Source organism: Thiohalophilus sp., assembly GCF_034521165.1.
GTDB lineage: Bacteria > Pseudomonadota > Gammaproteobacteria > UBA6429 > Thiohalophilaceae > Thiohalophilus.
The window spans coordinates 852,933-871,393 of the sequence record NZ_JAXHMV010000008.1; the positions used below are offsets into that span (position 1 = coordinate 852,933).

Annotated in this window: 17 protein-coding genes; 8 read left to right on the top strand and 9 right to left on the bottom strand. The window is 58.7% G+C overall.

Annotation, left to right across the window (positions count from 1 at the left end):
• The first annotated feature begins 11 nt into the window (after nt 1-11).
• Entirely contained in the window at nt 12-1,013 is a 1,002-nt protein-coding gene (locus tag U5K34_RS08945; RefSeq protein WP_416224047.1) for a hydrolase, read from the top strand.
• Between the two features lie 256 nt (nt 1,014-1,269).
• Here the strand turns inward: U5K34_RS08945 and U5K34_RS08950 are convergent, their stop codons facing one another.
• Both U5K34_RS08950 and nadA read right to left on the bottom strand, forming a co-directional pair.
• The gene (locus tag U5K34_RS08950; RefSeq protein ID WP_322568041.1) at nt 1,270-2,487 is read right to left on the bottom strand and encodes a GGDEF domain-containing protein; all 1,218 of its coding nucleotides are present in this window, start codon (nt 2,485-2,487) and stop codon (nt 1,270-1,272) included.
• A 72-nt stretch (nt 2,488-2,559) separates the two neighbouring features.
• Nucleotides 2,560-3,651, bottom strand: coding sequence for a quinolinate synthase NadA (gene nadA, locus U5K34_RS08955; RefSeq protein ID WP_416224069.1), 1,092 nt, complete (start codon nt 3,649-3,651; stop codon nt 2,560-2,562).
• A gap of 283 nt (nt 3,652-3,934) precedes the next feature.
• On the opposite strand from nadA, the gene U5K34_RS08960 reads away from it, so the two are divergent.
• Both U5K34_RS08960 and U5K34_RS08965 read left to right on the top strand, forming a co-directional pair.
• On the top strand, nt 3,935-4,627 hold the full coding sequence (locus tag U5K34_RS08960) for a DUF2786 domain-containing protein (RefSeq protein ID WP_322568043.1): 693 nt from the start codon (nt 3,935-3,937) through the stop codon (nt 4,625-4,627).
• A gap of 92 nt (nt 4,628-4,719) precedes the next feature.
• Nucleotides 4,720-5,646, top strand: a complete 927-nt coding sequence (locus U5K34_RS08965; RefSeq protein WP_322568044.1) for an adenylate/guanylate cyclase domain-containing protein — start codon at nt 4,720-4,722, stop codon at nt 5,644-5,646.
• A gap of 142 nt (nt 5,647-5,788) precedes the next feature.
• Here the strand turns inward: U5K34_RS08965 and U5K34_RS08970 are convergent, their stop codons facing one another.
• A complete protein-coding gene (locus U5K34_RS08970) occupies nt 5,789-6,190 on the bottom strand; it encodes a hypothetical protein (RefSeq protein WP_322568045.1) in 402 nt (133 codons plus the stop codon).
• A gap of 128 nt (nt 6,191-6,318) precedes the next feature.
• Here U5K34_RS08970 and U5K34_RS08975 point away from each other — a divergent pair, with 128 nt between their 5' ends.
• On the top strand, nt 6,319-7,032 hold the full coding sequence (locus U5K34_RS08975) for a nuclease-related domain-containing protein (protein WP_322568046.1): 714 nt from the start codon (nt 6,319-6,321) through the stop codon (nt 7,030-7,032).
• A 20-nt stretch (nt 7,033-7,052) separates the two neighbouring features.
• Here the strand turns inward: U5K34_RS08975 and U5K34_RS08980 are convergent, their stop codons facing one another.
• Nucleotides 7,053-10,154: a cyclic nucleotide-binding domain-containing protein gene (locus U5K34_RS08980; RefSeq protein ID WP_322568047.1), complete on the bottom strand. Its 3,102-nt coding sequence runs from the start codon at nt 10,152-10,154 to the stop codon at nt 7,053-7,055.
• Nucleotides 10,155-10,303: 149 nt separating this feature from the next.
• Nucleotides 10,304-10,987: a hypothetical protein gene (locus U5K34_RS08985; protein WP_322568048.1), complete on the bottom strand. Its 684-nt coding sequence runs from the start codon at nt 10,985-10,987 to the stop codon at nt 10,304-10,306.
• 123 nt (nt 10,988-11,110) lie between these two features.
• Between U5K34_RS08985 and U5K34_RS08990 the strand changes: the two genes are divergently transcribed.
• Together U5K34_RS08990 and U5K34_RS08995 are read left to right on the top strand one after the other, a co-directional pair.
• Complete coding sequence (locus U5K34_RS08990; RefSeq protein ID WP_322568049.1) at nt 11,111-12,484, top strand: cyclopropane-fatty-acyl-phospholipid synthase family protein; 1,374 nt, start codon at nt 11,111-11,113, stop codon at nt 12,482-12,484.
• A gap of 10 nt (nt 12,485-12,494) precedes the next feature.
• The gene (locus U5K34_RS08995; protein ID WP_322568050.1) at nt 12,495-13,643 is read left to right on the top strand and encodes an NAD(P)/FAD-dependent oxidoreductase; all 1,149 of its coding nucleotides are present in this window, start codon (nt 12,495-12,497) and stop codon (nt 13,641-13,643) included.
• Nucleotides 13,644-13,645: 2 nt separating this feature from the next.
• On the opposite strand, the gene U5K34_RS09000 is transcribed toward U5K34_RS08995, so the two are convergent.
• Nucleotides 13,646-14,809, bottom strand: a complete 1,164-nt coding sequence (locus tag U5K34_RS09000; protein WP_322568051.1) for a hypothetical protein — start codon at nt 14,807-14,809, stop codon at nt 13,646-13,648.
• Between the two features lie 98 nt (nt 14,810-14,907).
• On the opposite strand from U5K34_RS09000, the gene U5K34_RS09005 reads away from it, so the two are divergent.
• Nucleotides 14,908-15,354: a hypothetical protein gene (locus U5K34_RS09005; RefSeq protein WP_322568052.1), complete on the top strand. Its 447-nt coding sequence runs from the start codon at nt 14,908-14,910 to the stop codon at nt 15,352-15,354.
• A gap of 100 nt (nt 15,355-15,454) precedes the next feature.
• On the opposite strand, the gene U5K34_RS09010 is transcribed toward U5K34_RS09005, so the two are convergent.
• On the bottom strand, nt 15,455-16,000 hold the full coding sequence (locus U5K34_RS09010; protein ID WP_322568053.1) for an NUDIX hydrolase: 546 nt from the start codon (nt 15,998-16,000) through the stop codon (nt 15,455-15,457).
• A 6-nt stretch (nt 16,001-16,006) separates the two neighbouring features.
• On the bottom strand, nt 16,007-16,291 hold the full coding sequence (locus tag U5K34_RS09015; RefSeq protein WP_322568054.1) for an oxidative damage protection protein: 285 nt from the start codon (nt 16,289-16,291) through the stop codon (nt 16,007-16,009).
• A gap of 145 nt (nt 16,292-16,436) precedes the next feature.
• Between U5K34_RS09015 and U5K34_RS09020 the strand changes: the two genes are divergently transcribed.
• On the top strand, nt 16,437-16,808 hold the full coding sequence (locus U5K34_RS09020; RefSeq protein ID WP_322568055.1) for an iron-sulfur cluster assembly accessory protein: 372 nt from the start codon (nt 16,437-16,439) through the stop codon (nt 16,806-16,808).
• Between the two features lie 145 nt (nt 16,809-16,953).
• On the opposite strand, the gene U5K34_RS09025 is transcribed toward U5K34_RS09020, so the two are convergent.
• Complete coding sequence (locus U5K34_RS09025; RefSeq protein ID WP_322568056.1) at nt 16,954-18,450, bottom strand: protein adenylyltransferase SelO; 1,497 nt, start codon at nt 18,448-18,450, stop codon at nt 16,954-16,956.
• Nucleotides 18,451-18,461 lie beyond the last annotated feature (11 nt).

The window sequence follows — 18,461 nt, forward strand, 5'->3', positions numbered from 1 at the left end:
CAAGCTGAGCAATGATTGATGTGAGCCAGTCTCAAGCCAACAGCCCGTCCGCTTTTATACCGGCCCGGGGGTTGGGCAATCCCCATCTGCAGACTCTGTTGCCCCGGTTTATCAATCGCCGTCCGCTGGATGTAACCTGGCAGGCGTTGCCGCTGCCCGACGGCGACTTCGTCGACCTTGCCTGGCGTACTCAGCCGGAGTCATCCACGACGACGCCGATCGTGGCGGTATTCCACGGCCTGGAAGGGTCGCTCGGTTCGCCCTATGCGCGCGACATATTGCGCGCCATCGAACAGCGCGGCTGGCACGGGGTGCTGATGCACTTTCGCGGCTGCTCCGGGCGGATCAATCGCCTGCCGCGTTCCTATCATAGCGGCGAGACCGGCGATGCGCGTTATTTTCTCAGCGGGTTGCACGAGCAGTATCCGAATGCGCCGCTGGCGGCCGTGGGTTATTCGCTGGGCGGCAACATGCTGCTCAAGCTGCAGGCCGAGTGGGGTAACGTATCGCCGCTGCGTGCGGCAGTGTCGGTGTCGGCGCCCCTGAAACTGGACGTCTGCGCCGATCGCATCAATCAGGGCTTTTCGAAAGTGTACGAACGCCACCTGGTCAAAAGCCTGGTGGCCAGGGTGTTGGCGAAATTTGCCGACCACGATTACAAACAATTGATTGGATTGACGCCGAAACAGATCGAAAAAGCACGCACCTTTCGTCGTTTCGATAACCTGTTCACCGCGCCGATCCACGGCTTTGCCGATGCCGATGATTATTACCGGCAGTCGAGTGCCTTTGGCTATCTTGGCGATATCCGGCAACCGGCGTTGATGATCCAGGCATTTGATGATCCGTTCATGACCCCGGCGATTCTGCCCGATGCGCAGCGACTGCCCGACAACGTGCAACTGGCGGTCAGTCCGCACGGCGGGCATGTCGGCTTTGTCAGCGGTTCGCTGATACGACCCCGTTACTGGTTGACGGAGGCGGTGCCCGATTATCTCGCCCGGTTTTTCTGATCCGGGTCGATGACGACATCAGGTGAAACTATATAAACGTTCCCAATCCCCGTCCCCTCCGCTGTAGGGTGGAACAAGCGAAGCGGTTCCATCTGAACCCCGGCCTGACCCACGCCAGATAAAATTAACTCTCGCTGAGGCGCCGAGTCCGCTGAGAATAAAAAGTTTTATGTTGCTCCGCGCCCTGGCGTCTTTGCGAGAGATAATGGGTTTTGGCGGTGAACATGCCAAAGTTGATTCTTCTCATAGTTTTATCTCAACCTGCCACGACCACCCGGTTGCGGCCTTTTTTCTTGCCCTGGTAGAGCGCCTGGTCGGCACGTTTCATGATCGACTGGGGGTCGTCGGCAAGGGTTGTGTCGGCGACGCCGATGCTGACGCTGATCGACAGCTCGGGGGGATCGCTCTTTGGTTGAGGGTTTTCCGGACGTTTGGCAGGGCGGGACTTGTGTCGCACCTTGAAGGGCGTGCTGGCGATGGTCTCGCGTAATTGTTCGAGCGGGGCCTGCGCTTCATCGGCCAGTTTACCGGGGAAGACCAGGGTAAATTCCTCACCGCCGTAGCGAAACGCCTTGCCGCCTTTGATCCTGCGCAGATGGGTGGCAAGCATTTTCAATACCTGGTCGCCGACATCATGGCCGTAGGTATCGTTGAGCTTTTTGAAATGATCCACATCGACCATGGCGAGGCTGTAACGGCTGCCCTGAGATAGTAATGTCTGTCGCAGGGAGCGACGTGATGGCAAGCCGGTCAGTTCATCGTAATAGGCCAGCTGGCGAATGTTGAATAACAGGGCCAGCAGAATCAGCAGGCCGCCTGACAATAAATAGAGCTGTGCCATGACCGGCGCCTCGACCTGATGCAGGGCGAGTACCAGGGCGACGAAGGTAATAAATAGCGTCCCCTGCAGCAGTGTCGGGTGAGTAAAGACATAAACCAGCAGGACGATACTGCAGATCAGGATCGCCAGTTGCGCCAGCGCCGGCACGGGGGAGGCCACCACGATCGGCAGCGGGGTAAAGGCCAGGCTTTCCGCCAACTCGCCGGGGGGATTGTGGACTATCCAGAATGCCAGCAGTACCTGACTCGCGATGACGGCCGTGCGTTGCAGGCCATAACGATTGAGTATTCCTCTCTCCCGCCACAGGTCATTGACGACCAGGTTAACGGGGGCCAGCAGGCAGAGCAGGGCATGAATCAATGCGCTTTGCGGGTTCGGCGCGGCTGACCAGACAGCGATATCCAGAACCAGTACGGTCAGCAACAGGATCAGCAGGTTGAAAAATTCGCGGCTGTGACGAAACAGCAGGGCGAACGCCATGCCGGTGATAAACAGGGCATAGGGTAGACGTGCGAGCGTCTTGTCCAGAGGCAGCAGTTGTTCGCTGAGCGGTTGCTGCAGCAGATACACCGCAAGCAATAACAGGGCAGGCAGCAGGAGACTTTTGAGTGAGCGTTGCAGATCGAGCGCCACCGGTTCTCCCTGGTTGGTTTATTATTTTATTGTTTGCCGGTAACGACATCCGGCCCGAATCATGTCGCTTGTTCAGGCCGGCGAGGCGATGTTGCTTTCCCCGATGGCGCCGGTTTTCAGTTCGGCGGCGAAATCGAGCATACGCTGGACCGAGACCTTGGCCTGGCGAGCGATTTGGGGATCCACATGAACCTCGTTAGTCCCCTGTTCGAGTGAGTCGGCGAGGTTCTGCAGGCCGTTCATGGCCATCCACGGGCAGTGAGCGCAGCTGCCGCAGGAGGCGCCGATACCGCCGGTGGGCGCTTCGATCAGTTTCTTGTCCGGTGCCGCTTCGTGCATCTTGTAGAAGATGCCCCGGTCGGTGGCGATGATAAAGGTCTCGTTGGGCAGGTCGTGCACCGCATTGATCAGCTGAGTGGTGGAGCCGACCACATCGGCCTGCTCGATCACGTCGGCCGGGGATTCGGGATGTACCAGTACCGCTGCCCCGGGATGTTTGTCGCGCAGTTTGCGCAGCTCGGCGGCCTTGAACTCGTCGTGCACGATGCAGGCCCCCTGCCACAGGATCATATCGGCGCCGGTGACCTTCTGCACGTAATCGCCCAGATAGCGATCCGGCGCCCAGATGATTTTCTCGCCCTTATCGTGCAGGTGTTGCACGACTTTGGTGGCGATGCTGGAGGTGACCACCCAGTCGGCACGCGCCTTCACCTCGGCGGAGGTGTTGGCATAGACCACCACGGTACGGTCGGGATACTGATCGCAGAAGGCACTGAACTGGTCCGCGGGGCAACTGAGATCCAGTGAACACTCGGCCTGCAGGGTCGGCATCAGCACCCGTTTTTCGGGATTGAGGATCTTGGCGGTCTCGCCCATGAAGCGGACCCCGGCGACCACGATGGTGCTGGCCGGGTGATCGTGGCCGAAGCGGGCCATCTCCAGCGAATCAGAGACGCAGCCGCCGGTCTCGTCGGCCAGCTGTTGCAGATCGTCGTCGGTATAGTAGTGAGCCACCAGCACGGCATCCTTCTCTTTGAGCAATCCCTTGATGCGCGAGAATAGCGCCTGGCGCTCGGCCTCGCTCGGCGGTTTGGCCGGCGGGGTCAGCAACGCCTGCTGGCGAATGGGTTCAATATCGATACTGGGTGCCTGGGTGGAATTCATCATCTTCACCAAGAGGTTAACGCGTTTTGTGACCGGTTTCCTGCTATAGCTTACCCAGCGGAGTCATTCTGGCGGTATATAGCCGATGGGGGAGCTGCGAGGCTGTATTGCCAGTCTACTCTTAGATCTATGTCCTGTGCAGCCGGCGCTCAAGGGGGGGGATCCATGAGACTGGTCACCAAACCACCAGCGGTATGCAATTCTTAAAGTATTATGAGAAAAAGACCTTGTAAGGGGCTGATTATATAGTATTATTAAGGAAAGTCACGCAAGGAAGAGCGCCGTGAATAACGAGAAAATCATCGACAAAATCTGCAAGTGTTTGCGCCTGTCCGAGTCGGGCAACCCCAACGAGGCGGCCGCGGCATTGCGTCAGGCGCACCGTTTGATGCACAAACACCGCATCGGGGAAGACCAGATTCGGGCTGCCGGGGTGGCCGAGGCGGTGATCGATTCGGGCAATCGCTATAATCCGCCGTTCTGGGCCGTGGCCCTGTCGAATCTGATCTGCGAGGCCTTTGATTGTCGGGTCCTGGTCTCGCGTCGCTATGGCCGGGCCCCCGAATTCCGGTTTATCGGGCTGGAGCAGGCGCCACGGGTGGCGGGCTACTGCTTCAGCGTGCTTTATCGCCAGCTCGAGGCGGCCCGGGAAGCATTTATCGCCGATCTGGAGGTGGAAGACCGGGCCGAGCAGGCACGACGCGGCGAGGTGTTTGTCCAGGCCTGGCTGGTGCGGGTGGCCCGGACCGTGGCCGAATTCAGTGCCCATGCCGCCACGCGCGAGACGATCGACGCCTATATCCGGTCGCACTACAGTGATGCCGGCGAGCAGTGGTACCAGGAGACGCTGCAGACCGACGGCGAGGATTACGAAGATATTCTCAGTGGCATGCGTGCCGGCGAGCAGGTGACCCTGTTTCGCTCCATGGCCCGCTCGCTACGCCCCTCCCTGCCGCCCCTCAAGCAGTCCGCCTGATTTTGCCGGCGGATTTCGCTTGACGGGCGGGCGAAATTTTTACATTTTCTGTAAGCTTACTGATTCCGGTCTGTGTGGGGCAGACATGACCGATGTCCACCTATATTACCTATAAACTCGACGGGGTCGTCCGCAAGGTACCGTGCAAATCGGTGCTGACGCTGGGGCGCGATATGAACAGCGACATCGTGCTGCCGGATCTGCACGCTTCCCGTAACCACGCCATGATCCGCTGCATTGGCAACGGCGATTATTACCTGATCGACAGTGGCAGCTCCAACGGCAGCTTTGTCAACCGCCAGCGGGTGGCCATGCCCAAGCTGCTCAAAAACGGCGATCGCATTACGATCGGCCGGTTCGAGATCCTGTTCGAGCAAAGCAGCAAAGAGACCGGCAGTTTCGACAAACTGTCACTGCAGGATACAGTCATCTCCGACAGTCCGGATATCAAGCAGATCACCGTCCTGGTGGCGGACATCCGCGGTTTTACGTCCCTGTCCGAACAGGTCGATATCCGCACCCTTACCAAACTGATGAATCGCTGGTTTCACAATGTCAGTAACGCCATTTTCGATAACGCCGGAACGGTGGACAAGTTCATTGGTGATTGCGTCTTCGCGCGCTGGGAATCAGATGAAGATCAGAGCAGAACGCTTAAACAGGCTTTGAGTGCCGCGTTACTGATCAACGGCATCACCCGGGAACTGAACGATGCTTTCAGTGAGTTGCCCGAGCCGGTCAAAATTGGCGTTGGGATCAATACCGGTGCCGCCTCGATGGGGATCGGGCACGACAATACCGCATTGGGCGATGCCGTGAATATTGCCTTTCGCCTGGAAAGTGCCACCAAGATCCTCGGCAGCGATATGGTATTGAGTGAAAGCGCCTACCGGCATTTGCCGCCCGGGCGGCTGGAGGGCAAGACACACCATTTACGTATCAAGGGTAAACGCGATCCGGTGCGGATCTGCAGCCTGGGGTTCGACGAGGTCAGGCAGATCCTTGAGGAGATGACTTAAAGTTCTTAGTACTTAGTACTCAGTACTCAGTACTGAGCCGGTAGTGGTAGGCCCGATATAGCAACGCGCTATCGGGCATTTTCCAAAAAGCCGGACACCGCGTTGCTATGTCCGGCCTACGGCTCAGCACTTGGAACTGGTTTCAGGCACGCATGAATTTGCGCACATCGAGGATCATCTCCTCCATTTCCAGCTTGATGCGGTTGATGATACGGGCCGCCTCGTCCGCCTCTTCGATATGTCCATCATCAAAGTTGCTGGACGTCATGAAGCGTTGTCCCTCGGCGATAATTTCGGCTTCATCGTCGGGAATGAACTGGGCCAGGTAAACATAGCTTTGCGCCAGACTGTTACATATATCCTTATTTTCCCCTTCCAGCTCCCATAACAAGAGTTGAATGGCGCTTTTAATGTCGTCCCGCGGGTAGGGCAGCAGTGAGAGTGGATGACCGTAGTTGCTGGCATCCAGTTGTGCCAGTATTTTGCCGTAGGCATTGACGATCTGCTCGGCATTTTTCAGTTGTTGTTCGTACTCGGGATTCATCAATCTGTGAATAGCGTTTTATTGGGCGACATTACTGCCGATTTTGTGAGCAGGTTGCGCCGTTACAGCATGGCGTCACCGGGCGGTTTTCCGTATTATAGGAGATATAACATGATTCTGCGTGACGAATGACCATCGATAGTCTGATAAACCTGCTGGTTGAATATTCCGATAACCTGATCACCTGGGGGATTGCCCTGTTGCTGTTGCTGGCGGCGATGGTGCTTGCCTGGCCGCGTCTGTACAGCGGGTATCTTGACCGGCAGTTGCATAAGAAAATTCAGGCCGTCGCGGCCGAGGCATTACATCAGGTTGTGATTCCTGACGGTATGGACGGGGCGGTTTATCTGGAAAATCTGTTGCTGACGCCGGACGGGCTGCTCGTATTGCCGGTGCACCGTTATAAGGGGGTGGTGTTTGCCGCCGACGGGATTGATAACTGGACCCAGGTGCTGGGCAAGCGAACCTACAAGTTTGGGAATCCCCTGCCGCAACTGGAGTCGGAAGTCCTGGCAGTCAAAGATTACGCTGCCGGTATTCCCGTCAAGGGCCGGGTGGTGTTTACCAAAGGTGTGGAGTTCCCCAAGGGGCGACCCGAAAAACTGATCTCGGTGGCGGAGCTGGAAAAGCTGGGTGAAGATAATCGTCAGCGTGAGGTGCCCGCAGCGTACTGGCAGGCCTGGGGAGCGCTGAAGCAACGGGTGCAAACCCCCGAGGTATCGAAGCTGCGCCAGCTTTATGCCGTCGAAAAAGAAACAGCTTTCAATGGACGCAGTGTCATGGCGGGAGTGATGTTTCTGGCTGCCGGAGCCTGGCTTGGCTGGCGTTATTTACTGGTTTAAATGAGCACGGTGCCGCAGGTTCAGCGGGAGACGATCTCTTTCCACTGTTCCAGGAGGTTATCGAAACGCTCGCGCAGATTGCTTTCGAGATTGTTTTCGTGAGTCTGGCGAGATTGCTCGTCCTTGTTGTCCTTTTCTTTTGATTCCTTGTTATTCAGTGTGCCGACACCGGCACGGATAGTGGTGCTCTTGCCGGTATCGGAGCGGGCAATGACGTGTTGGTCGATCAGTTCCGGGTGCAGGAACAGATAAACACCACCGCTGCCCAGTGCCAGCATGAGTGAGGCGGCCAGGGCGAAGACGTGGCGTTTTTTGCGTTTTTGTTGATGGGAGGCCTGCTGTTCGGCGAGTCGGGCATGAACCGCCTGGGTGTTGAGCGGCTTAAAGACCGGCTTTTCAGTCTCTTCGATCTCGAAAGAGGGCAATTCAGCACTGCTCCCGCCAGTGCCACGTTGCGGTTCGTTGTCCAGCTCGGCCTTGATCTGTTCGGGGGTAACGCTCGGTTCCTTGAAAATAAAAATATCTTCTTCGCCTTCGAGGATAATTCGCCCGTCGGGTTTACGCTGAAGTGTGGCACGGGCCAGAGAGAGCCCTTCGCCACGCTGGCGTTCTTCCTCTGCCTGGCGCTGCTGTTCTGCCTGCTCCAGTTTGGCCTTGATCTCCTCGGCCATGCGCCGGGCCTGTTCCTGACGGCGATGCTGGGCCTGGTGGATCGCCTGCTGGCGACGGGCTTCGCGTTCCTGATTCTGTTTGCTCTCCTGCTCGGCCTGCTGCCTGGAGCGGGCCTCGGCCTCGCGGCGGGCCTGCTCGTCGGCTTCCTGTTTGGCACGCGCTTCGGCCTCGCGGCGGGCCTGCTCGTCGGCTTCCTGTTTGGCACGCGCTTCGGCCTCGCGGCGGGCCTGCTCGTCGGCTTCCTGTTTGGCACGCGCTTCGGCCTCGCGGCGGGCCTGCTCGTCGGCTTCCTCCTTGGCACGGGCCTCGTCGGCCTCGCGGCGGGCCTGCTCGTCGGCTTCCTGTTTGGCACGGGCCTCGGCCTCGCGGCGGGCCTGCTCGTCGGCTTCCTGTTTGGCACGCGCTTCGGCCTCGCGGCGGGCCTGCTCGTCGGCTTCCTTCCTGGCACGGGCCTCGGCCTCGCGGCGGGCCTGTTCCTCGACTTCCTGTTTGGCGCGGGCCTGCGCTTCCTGCTGGGCCCGGGCGGCGTGTTCCATTACTTGCTGACGGGTCTGTTCCATTTCCTGGCGCAGTTGCTCGGCTTCTTCCAGGGCCTTGCGACGGATTTCCTCGGCCTCCTGTTCGGCGATGCGCGTGGTTTTTTCGGCCAGTTCCATGGCGCGACTGCGGGCCTTCTCCAGCAGGGAAACCTGTTTCTGGCGTTCCTGTTGCTCGACTTCGGCGGCGCGCTGATCGACGGCCTGGCGGGCGGTTTCCAGCTCACTGCGCAGGCGTTCGGCTTCGCTCTGGGCCTGCTGGCGTATGGCTTTGGCTTCCTGGCGGGCCTGTTCGATGGCGGCCTGGCGCTGGGCTTCTTTTTCCTGTTCCGCCTGACTGGTCCGTTGCTCGAAGCGGCGACGGGTCTCCTCCATTTCCTGTTTGAGTTGTTCGGCTTCTTCGCGGGCCTGGCGCCGGATGGCAGCGGCTTCCTTTTCGGCCTTTTCACGTGAACGTTTGGCCGCTTCGGTGGCCTCGGCGGCGATCTGTTGTGCCCGCTTCAGGGAGGCATCCAGGGCCTGTTGTTTTTCTTCGTTGGCCCGTTTGGCGGTCTGGATTTTCTGTAATTCCGCTTCGGCCTGATGGCGGGCCTGCTCGGCCTGCTTGCGGGCGGTTTTTTCAGCCTGCTGGTTCTGTTCGGAGAGGCGCCGAATCTCCTGCTCGGCATCGCGCTTGGCTTTTTCGGCGCTGGCGGTTTTCTCGGCCAGTTGTTCGGCTTCGCGGCGGGCGGTGTCGGCCTGCTGACTGATCTTGCGGGCCTGATCCTCCGCGGCCTGACGGGTTTTTTCCGCTGCGGCGGTGCGTTTGCTGGCCGGAGCGGCAGCGGCAGCGGCTTCGCCCTGATCATCGCTACCCCCGGTGAGCTTGAAGCTGGTGGCCTGCAAACCGCCATCGAGAATCCCGCACTCGAAGCCGTGCTGGGTCAGCAAAAACGCGGCCGCCGCGCTCTGGGTGCCATCGGCGCTGGCCAGCACATATTCCCGGTCGGGATTGAGGCCGTCGAGTTTCAGCCGCAGCATGGACAGCGGAATATTGACCGAGCCTTCGGCGTGCTGGCGGTTGAATTCTTCATGGCTGCGTACGTCGATCAGCAGGGCGCCGTTGTCGAGTTTGGCTGCCGTGTCGCTTTCCGACAGTCGGGTGATGAGCGGCTCGGCCAGATAGGCGAGAAAATCCTCTTTTTTCAGGCGCATCAATATGCCGTCTTCCAGCATGCTGATGCTGGCATTGCGCCGGCCGTTGGTAATCAGCGCTTCCTCGCCAAAGCCATCGCCTTCCTCCAGCGTGGCCAGCGGGATCTCGCCGGCTTTGGGGGCGGGGCGGCGGGTGACGTTGCAACGCCCGCTTTGCACGATGTAGTAATAGTCGTCCTGTTCACCCTGATGGATGATGCGATCGCCTTTTTTGGCCGGCCGCTCTTGCATGCGCATCAGGATGGCCTGGATGTTGTCCGTCGGCAGCTTGAGGAACGCCCGCGACTGCAAAAAGCGCAGCATCCAGTCGGTGGTATCCTCGCCGCCAAGTTCGGTTACCTCGAATTCGTAGGCGTCGAGCGGGGTGTCGTTCAGAATGATTTCCAGCAGGGCGGAGTCGATGCTGACGACCGTGACCGGGCCCTTGGCTTTGGCAGTGCCGGTATGGGGCTGATGGTTGTCCAGCGGTTGGCGGGCCTGGGCATTTTTGGATTTAATGACCCGGGATTTCTTCTCGCCACTTTGGCGAAATTCGACCTGGCCCTGAATCAGGTAGAGGGTGCGGTTGTCTTTTTCGCCTTCGCGAAACAGGGTCCGGCCGGCCGGCAGATCCTCGATGGTGGCCTTGCTGACCAGCTCCTCGAGTTTGTCATAGGCGAGGTTACCCAGCGGTTCCAGGCCCTTGAGCAGGTTCTTGTCGAGTTTGGTCTTGCTGGCCATGTCTGAGTCATCGAGTCCGGGTGGCGAATGGGCCCCCGTGCTAACGGCCTGCCAGGGCGCAACATTAGGGGTATGTAAAATTTAGACCATTATTGGGGCCTATGTTGTGAAACCCCTCACAAAGGGGTCAATCCTGGCCCGCCAGCGGCTTAAAACCGGCGATGGAAGGAGAATCGGAATCCTTCCTGACTGCCACCCAGCCAGCTTGCCCCCAGGTAGCCTGTCCCGTCCAGCCAGTAGGAGAGCCCGGCACTGTAATAACCCCGCTCGGTTTGCTCGAAATCCAGCAGCGTGGTGGTATTGCCGCTGACCCGCTGTTCGCCGTCACTGCGCAGTGTGCCGCCACTGGCGTGCAGTGTCAGCCGCTCGCTGAGGGCCACGCCCAGATCCAGCTGGGCGTAGGTATCGTACCAGCGCAGTTCCACGTCTGTGTCACCCTCGTGGCCGTCGGTTTGCCGGTAGGTGTAGCCGCCGGTCAGCGCCAGATTCAGCGCAGTGATGTCGAGTAACAGCAGCGTCAGCTCAACCCCGCCGTAATAGCCGGTGGTGGTCCGGGCTGCCGGCAGCGGGTTGCCCGACTGGCTCAGCTCCAGATAGCCGGCCTTGAGGCTGCCCAGCAGGCGGGGTGCCAGACGCTCTTTCAGACGCACGCCCAGCAGCGAGCTTTTGCTGGTCAGTGTCTGGCCGGGATAGCGCCAGCGGGTTTCGTTATGCTCGACCTGCATCGAGAAGTCCAGCTCGCCGGGGGCGTAGTCGGCAAAGGCCCGGGGCATGATCAACAGCGGGGTGAAAACGAGCAGCAGGCGTGCAATGGCGTCAGAATACTTGGACATGAACTGGCATTAATCCTCAACTGGAGCACTGGATAATTGCGGGAATATCCGGCATAGTCAAGAGTGGACGTGCTGTGGGTAGCTGATGAATATACGCGGCACAATCGACACGAAACGGAGTGCATGATGCGCGAGCAACAACACAAAACAGAACAGAATTCAACGAAGTCGTCGTCATCCTCATCGTCGGTTGCCGAACGCAAAAAACAGGCCTGGGGAGTTGATGAGCAGGGCGAGCGGCGTATCGGGATCAAGGCCAAAAAAGGATCTCAGAGCGCCAGCCATCCGTTTGGCACCGTGACCGCGCTGGATCGCTGGTTTGTTAACAAGATAATGGAAGTACCCGACCACCCGCCGGTCAATTTGGCGTTGTGGGATGGTAAGCAGATCAACCAGGTGGAAGAACCGGTGGCGAGTCTGCGCTTTAACGATCGACTGGCGATCTGGAAGCTGGTACTGCATCCCGAGCTGCATTTCGGTGATCTCTACAGCGCCGGGCGCATCAGTTTCGAGGGCGACATGGTGCGCTTTCTCGAAGAGGTGTATAGCGGACTCAAGCGCAATGGCAAGCAGGGCTGGTTTCGCAAGCTGGTCAACTGGCTGGGTCACCGGCGTATCGCCAATTCGCTCTCCCGCGCCCGCGACAATATCTATCACCACTACGATATCAGTAATGAATTCTATCGCCTGTGGCTGGACAGGGTGGCCATGCAGTACACCTGTTCCTACTTTCCCGAACCAGACATGTCGCTGGAGGAGTCGCAGACGGCCAAGCTGCACCACATCTGCCGCAAGCTGCAGCTGAAACCGGGTGATCGGGTAGTCGAAGCCGGCTGTGGCTGGGGTGGGCTGGCACGCTTTATGGCCAAACATTATGGCGTGACGGTCAAGGCCTATAACATTTCCCGCGAACAGGTCCGGTTTGCCCGCGAGCAGGCCGAGGAGCAGGGACTCAGCGACCAGGTTGAATACGTCGAGGATGATTATCGCAACATTCGTGGCAGCTTTGACGTGTTTGTCTCGGTCGGCATGCTCGAGCACGTCGGAACCCGCGATTACAGCGAGCTGGGCCGGGTCATCGACCGGTGTCTTGAACCCGACGGACGCGGACTGATTCATACCATCGGCCGTAACGTGGCCGGTCCCATGAACCCCTGGATCGAACGGCGGATTTTCCCCGGCGCCTATCCGCCTTCCCTGCGCGAGATGATGGACATTTTCGAACCCTGCCGCTTTTCGGTGCAGGATGTTGAAAACCTGCGTTTGCATTACGCCAGGACCCTGGAACACTGGCTGGCCCGTTACGAGGAAAATACCGATACCGTCCGGGAAATGTTCGATGAGGAGTTTGTGCGGGCCTGGCGCCTGTATCTGTGCGGCTCGATCGCGGCGTTTACCAGCGGCGAGTTACAGCTGTTCCAGGTGGTCTTTACCCGCGCGCAACATAATCAGCTGCCATGGTCTCGCGCCTATTTATACACCCAGGATGCCGGCTGACGAGGATAATATGACGCAAGTGGATATCCTGATCGTCGGCGGTGGACCCGCCGGCTCTTCTTTTGCCTGGGCATTGCGCGATACATCGCTGCGCATTGCCGTGATGGACAAGCGTGAATTCCCGCGCGACAAGGTCTGTGCCGGCTGGGTGACCCCGGCGGTCATGGAGACCTTGCAAATCGATCTGGATGATTATCGCCAGGGCCGTACCCTGCAACCGATCAGTGGTTTTCGGGTCAGCCAGCTGGGCCAGAAGCAGGTGGAGACCCACTACCAGGATGAGCCGGTGAGCTACGGGATTCGTCGACGCGAGTTCGATGAATACCTGTTACGTCGTAGCGGTGCCGAGTTAATGCTGGGCCGGGCTTTCAAAACGATGGAACGCGACGGAGACAGCTGGCTGATCAACGGCGAAATCCGGGCGTCACTGGTGATCGGGGCGGGGGGCCATTTTTGCCCCGTCGCCCGGCGCATTGGCGCCAAACTGGGCAGCAGCGAGCAGGTCGTGGCCGCCCAGGAAATCGAGTTTGAAATGAGCGAGGAACAAAAGGCGGGTTGTCATGCCGAGCCGGAAGTGCCCGAACTGTTCTTTACGCCGGATCTCAAGGGCTATGGCTGGATCTTCCGCAAGGGGGATTATCTGAATGTCGGTCTGGGGCGGGAAGAGAATCACCGTCTGTCGGAACATGTCCGCGCCTTTTGCGACTTTCTGCGCGAGTCAGGACGACTTGATTTCGACATTACCGACAAGTTCCAGGGCCATGCCTATCTGCTGTATCCCCATGCCCTGCGTCAGGTGGTGGATGAAGGTGTTCTGTTGATCGGCGATGCGGCCGGCCTGGCCTATCCGCAAAGCGGGGAAGGCATTCGTCCGGCGATTGAATCGGCCCTGCTGGCGGCGCAGGTGATACGCGAGGCGGCCGGCGATTATTCGCAGGAAAAACTTCAGCCCTATCAACAGGTGCTGGAAGAACGTTTTGGTCAGCGCCAGCCGGCGCCCTCACTGCTCGAACGTCTGCCGCTGGGGATCAAACAGGTACTGGCCAGTCGCCTGATGCAGACGCACTGGTTTACCCGCAAGGTCGTCATCGATCGCTGGTTCCTGCAGTCTCACCAGCCCCCCCTGCAACAGTTCACCTCCGTGTCCCACGGTTCATAGCATTATTTAAGCTTCGCCAGCCAGCGCTGATCGAATTTGTCGATGATCTTTTGTTTGACCGTCGGATCCAGGAAGGTGTCAGCCGCGGTTTCGCGGATCGGTTGAGGGGAGGCGGGTTTGTGGTGGCCGATGTTGTCCAGCCGCTGTTGCAATAGCGGCGCCGGGTCTTTGACATCGGAAGGGGTGTTGAAAGCGTCCTTGATCCACTCTTGCATCTCTGTGCGATTCAGACCACGCCGCAACACCTGAACCATGCTGGCGTAAGGGCGATGTTCCGGTTGGCTCTCGCGTCGCGCGAGCTGGGTAATCTTGGGCCAGAAGCGGGTTTTTAAAAACGTTTCGGTGACAATCAGCTGGGAGAACAGGCTGGCAATCTCGTCATCATTGGCAATATCCAGGGCATAGCGATCCGCCTCCAGTTCGTTCTGACGCACGGCATAAAACGCCAGCGCGGCATAAAATGGGGCGTAGATAGCGAACAGCCATTGCAGGGGGCGCGCCAGCGGCGATTTTTGTTGTTTGAATGCCTGATGATAATGCTGCCAGGTCTGACACAGGGCCGTCAGCCAGCCGACATATCGATTATGAATGCCGCTGAGTTGACCGATGCGCCGTGCCAGCACGGATTTGAAATGGGCCGGCGGCAGGGTCAGCAAACTGTCGAGGCCGATGACCAGCGTATGCTGATGGAGCAGGGGCAGGCCCGGACGGGGGGTACGGATCACCTCGACGCCGAAACCTTCGCGCAGGATAATCTGATCGAGTACCGGGTATTTGAAGTCCTGGCGCAGTTGTTCCACCAGCTGAAACAGTTTCGGCGCATTTTGCCGGTGAATTTCCAGGCCTTTGGGTAAAGCAAAGCGGTTGAAGAGTAATGGCGTGCTCAGGGCCAGGGCGAACAGAATGATAAGCAAATTGAGGCCGCTCCATAACCACTCCTGCCAGGTGCTGGCGATCTGCCATTGGCGAGGCAAATCACTCAGCAGACCCAAAGCAATCAAGGGAAACAGCAGCAACAACAGATAGCCCGCCAGAGCAAACAGCGTGACCAGACCCCGATACACCAGCGGCTGACGGACGGCCAGTGGCTCTAGCCGGCGTTGCAATCCGACGGCCCGGCTCGGCGGGTTGGCGCGGTTCAACAGGCGAGAGACGAAGATGGTCATAAGTGACGTGGAACCCTGTTATTGCACTCTTGCAAGTCAGTAAGGACGACAGGAAGGTCGCGGTCAGGCCAAACATAACGAAATTGTCGAACGAGGTAATGATGCGTATCACATTTTCAGCGATTGTCGGGGGAGTGGTCGGGGCCTTGCTGCTGGCCGGTTGCGGCGAGCCGGAAGATGATGCCGCACAGATCGCCCGGGCCATTGGAGCCATGCAGGCGGGGATCGAAGAGCGGCGCACCACTCCGGTACTGGCGCACCTGGCGGAGGACTTTCGTGCTGGTGAGGATCTGCGACAGCGGGAACTGCGGGCCATGATGCTGTATCACTTCCGTCGTTATCCCGATATCAAGGTCGTGATCCATAACCGGGACATCCGGGTGCAGGGTGATCAGGCGGATGTCACCCTCGAGGCGCTGTTGCTCGCTGGCAGGAGCGTGTTACCCGAGCGGGGACGACGCTATTCGGTCAGCATGCGCTGGCACAAGCGGGCGGGGGAATGGTCCCTGTCACGCATCCGGTGGCAAACGCGGGGCGGAGGTTAAACCTGAACCGGCGTTACGAATACCCGAATACGCCGAGTTTAACCGGTGCGACTGTACCGCATATTTTACGGGTATTCAGAACGCCGGTTCCGATGCAGGTTTACGGCGCACGGTTATTGGCGTTGATCGTGTGGGTGTAGACCGGAAAATTGCCCTGGCGGCGATCGTCGAAAAACCGTTCCAGCGTATAGTGGATAGTGCGAAATGCCAGTTCCTGCCAGGGGATTTCGCTCTCATCGAACAGCCGCACCTCCAGGCTTTCCTCACCGGCGGCGAAATCGAGATCCAGTAAGCGGGCGCGATACATCACATATACCTGGTCGACGTGTGGCAGGCTGATCAGGGTGTAAATGTGGTCGATTTCGACATTGGCGCAAGCCTCTTCTTCGGATTCACGCAATGCCGCCTGTTCCATGGTCTCGCCCAGTTCCATGAACCCGGCCGGCAGGGTCCAGGTCCCGTAACGGGGTTCGATGGCGCGCTTGCACAGCAGTACCTTGTCTTCCCAGACCGGCAGGGTACCGGCAACGATCTTGGGGTTGTGATAATGAATGGTCTGGCATTGATCGCAGACATAGCGCAGCCGATTATCCCCGTCGGGTATACGGCTGTTAACCCGGTGTCCGCATTCGCTACAAAATTTCATAACGGATTACGATGACTTATCGCGGGGTACATAGCCGTTGGGCAGGGCACCCTGATCGCTTTCGTTAAACAAAAAGCCAAGCATATGCTCTTCAATCATATCCAGATGACGCGGATCGGCGGTGCTGAGGCGGTTTTCGTTAATGATCGTGGTCAAACGGTCCAGCCACAGGCGCCAGCCTTCGGCCGAGACGTTCTCGACAATGCGCTGGCCGATTTCACCCGGGTAAGGTGCCTCGTCCAGGGCCGGCGCCTCGCGCTTGAGAACCTGGCAGAAAACCGTATGTGTCATGTGATTACTCCGGGTTCTGGTTGGATCGGGGGCCTGGAACCATTGCTGGTCTCGCCATGTCTGTATGATAAGATTGGCAACAGACTTGATTATTATCTGCAATTCACCGCGGTCCCGCAAGGCCGCCCGACAGGAGGTAAACAGCATGAGTCAGGCGCTGGCGTTCGAACCGGAGATTAACACGCAGGATATTCAGATCAGCGACAAGGCGGCGGGCCAGCTGCAGGCCATTATGCAAAACGCCGATGACGGTATCGAAGGCATTCGTATTTTTGTCACCGGCGGCGGTTGCGGTGGCATGACCTATGGCATGACTTACGCGGAATATATCGAGCCCCGTGACAAGGTTCTTGAAAAGGACGGTTTCAAGGTGGTGGTGGATGCCATTGCCCTGAGTTACCTCAAAGGCTGCGATATCGACTACACCGAAGAAGGCCGCGCCTCGTTTGTCTTCAATAACGTTTTCCAGAGCGTCGGCGGCAGCGGAGCATGCGGGTCCTGCGGGGCAGCCGGCTGACAGTCCGAAGGACTGTCAGTGACGAGGTACAAGGAGTATATAGGTGTGTAAAACACACCTGGAATTTTTTTTTGCCTTTAAGAGGTAGTAAATAATATCAAGCGTCGAAGACACATAGTACTCGTCACTCGGCCCGGCAGCAGGCCTATGAAGAGCAACTCACCTCGATCTGATTCGCCCACTGCGGCGGTTCGCCCGCGTAGTGGTCCATGTCGGGATGTTCGGCGAAGGGATAGCGCAGGATCTCCAGTAATTTTTCCACTTCACTGAAATCGTTTTGCTGTGCCTTGTCGATGGCGATCTGGGCCATGTAATTGCGCAATACATATTTGGGGTTGACCTTGCGCATCGCTTCCCGGCGTGATGCGTCGTCACTCTGCTCCCGTTCCAGCTGCCGGCGATACTGTTGTGCCCAGCTATCAAACGCTTCGCGTTCGACAAACAGGTTGCGGATCGCCTCATTGCGGGCCTCTGGATGAGAGTCAAAATCGCACAGCGCCCGGAACAGCCGGGTGTAATCGACCTGGTTGGCCTGCATGGCCGACAGCAAATCACTGATCAGTTCCTGCGTCGTGTCATCATTGTTGTTCAATCCCAGCTTGGCGTGCATCAGCTCAAGATAGTGGTCGACAAACAGCGGCTCGTATTGCTCCAGCGCGGCTTTGGCCTCGTCGACGCTGATCAGCGGAATCAATGTCTGGGCCAGACGGTTCAGGTTCCACAGTCCGATACCCGGTTGCTGGTCGAAGGCGTAACGGCCGTGGAAGTCCGAGTGGTTGCAGATATAGCCGGGTTGATACTGTTCCACAAACCCGAAGGGACCGTAATCCAGCGTCAGGCCGAGGATCGACATATTGTCGGTGTTCAGCACGCCATGGGCGAAGCCGACCGCCTGCCACTGGGCAATCAAGCGGGCGGTGCGCCGGACGACTTCTTCGAGCAGGGCGACATACGGTTTGTCGTGTGTCGCCAGCCCGGGATAGTGTTCGGCGATCACATGATCGGCCAGTTGCTGCACGGCGTCGTGCTGCTTGCGATGATAAAAAACCTCGAAGGATCCAAAGCGCACATGCGAGGGGGCGACGCGCGCCAGAATGGCGCCGGTTTCGATCTGCTCGCGATAGACTTCGGCGTCGCTGCCGACAATGGCCAGAGCCCGGGTAGTGGGAATACCGAGTCCGTGCATGGCCTCGGAACACAGGTATTCGCGAATGGTGGAACGCAGCACGGCGCGGCCGTCCGCGTTGCGGGAATAAGGGGTCAGACCGCTGCCCTTGAGCTGGATGTCGTACTTTTCACCCTGGGGGTTACTTACCTCGCCCAGCAGAATCGCCCGGCCGTCGCCCAGTTGCGGAACAAAGTGGCCGAACTGATGGCCGGCATAGAGCATCGCCAGCGGCTCGCAACCGGCCGGCAAGCAATGTCCGCTGATCAGATCGATCCATTCATCGGGGGCAACCGAATCCGGGGCGATACCCAGCAGACGGGCCACGTCCGGGTTGAAACTGACCAGATGATGCGAGGCTTCAAACGGGGTCGGATTCACCCGGGAGTAGAATCGCTCCGGCAGGCGGGCAAAACGGTTGTCGAAACGTAATACGTCTTGCAGTGTGGTCGCGGTTTGTCTTGCGGTATCAGGCATGCCTGATATTG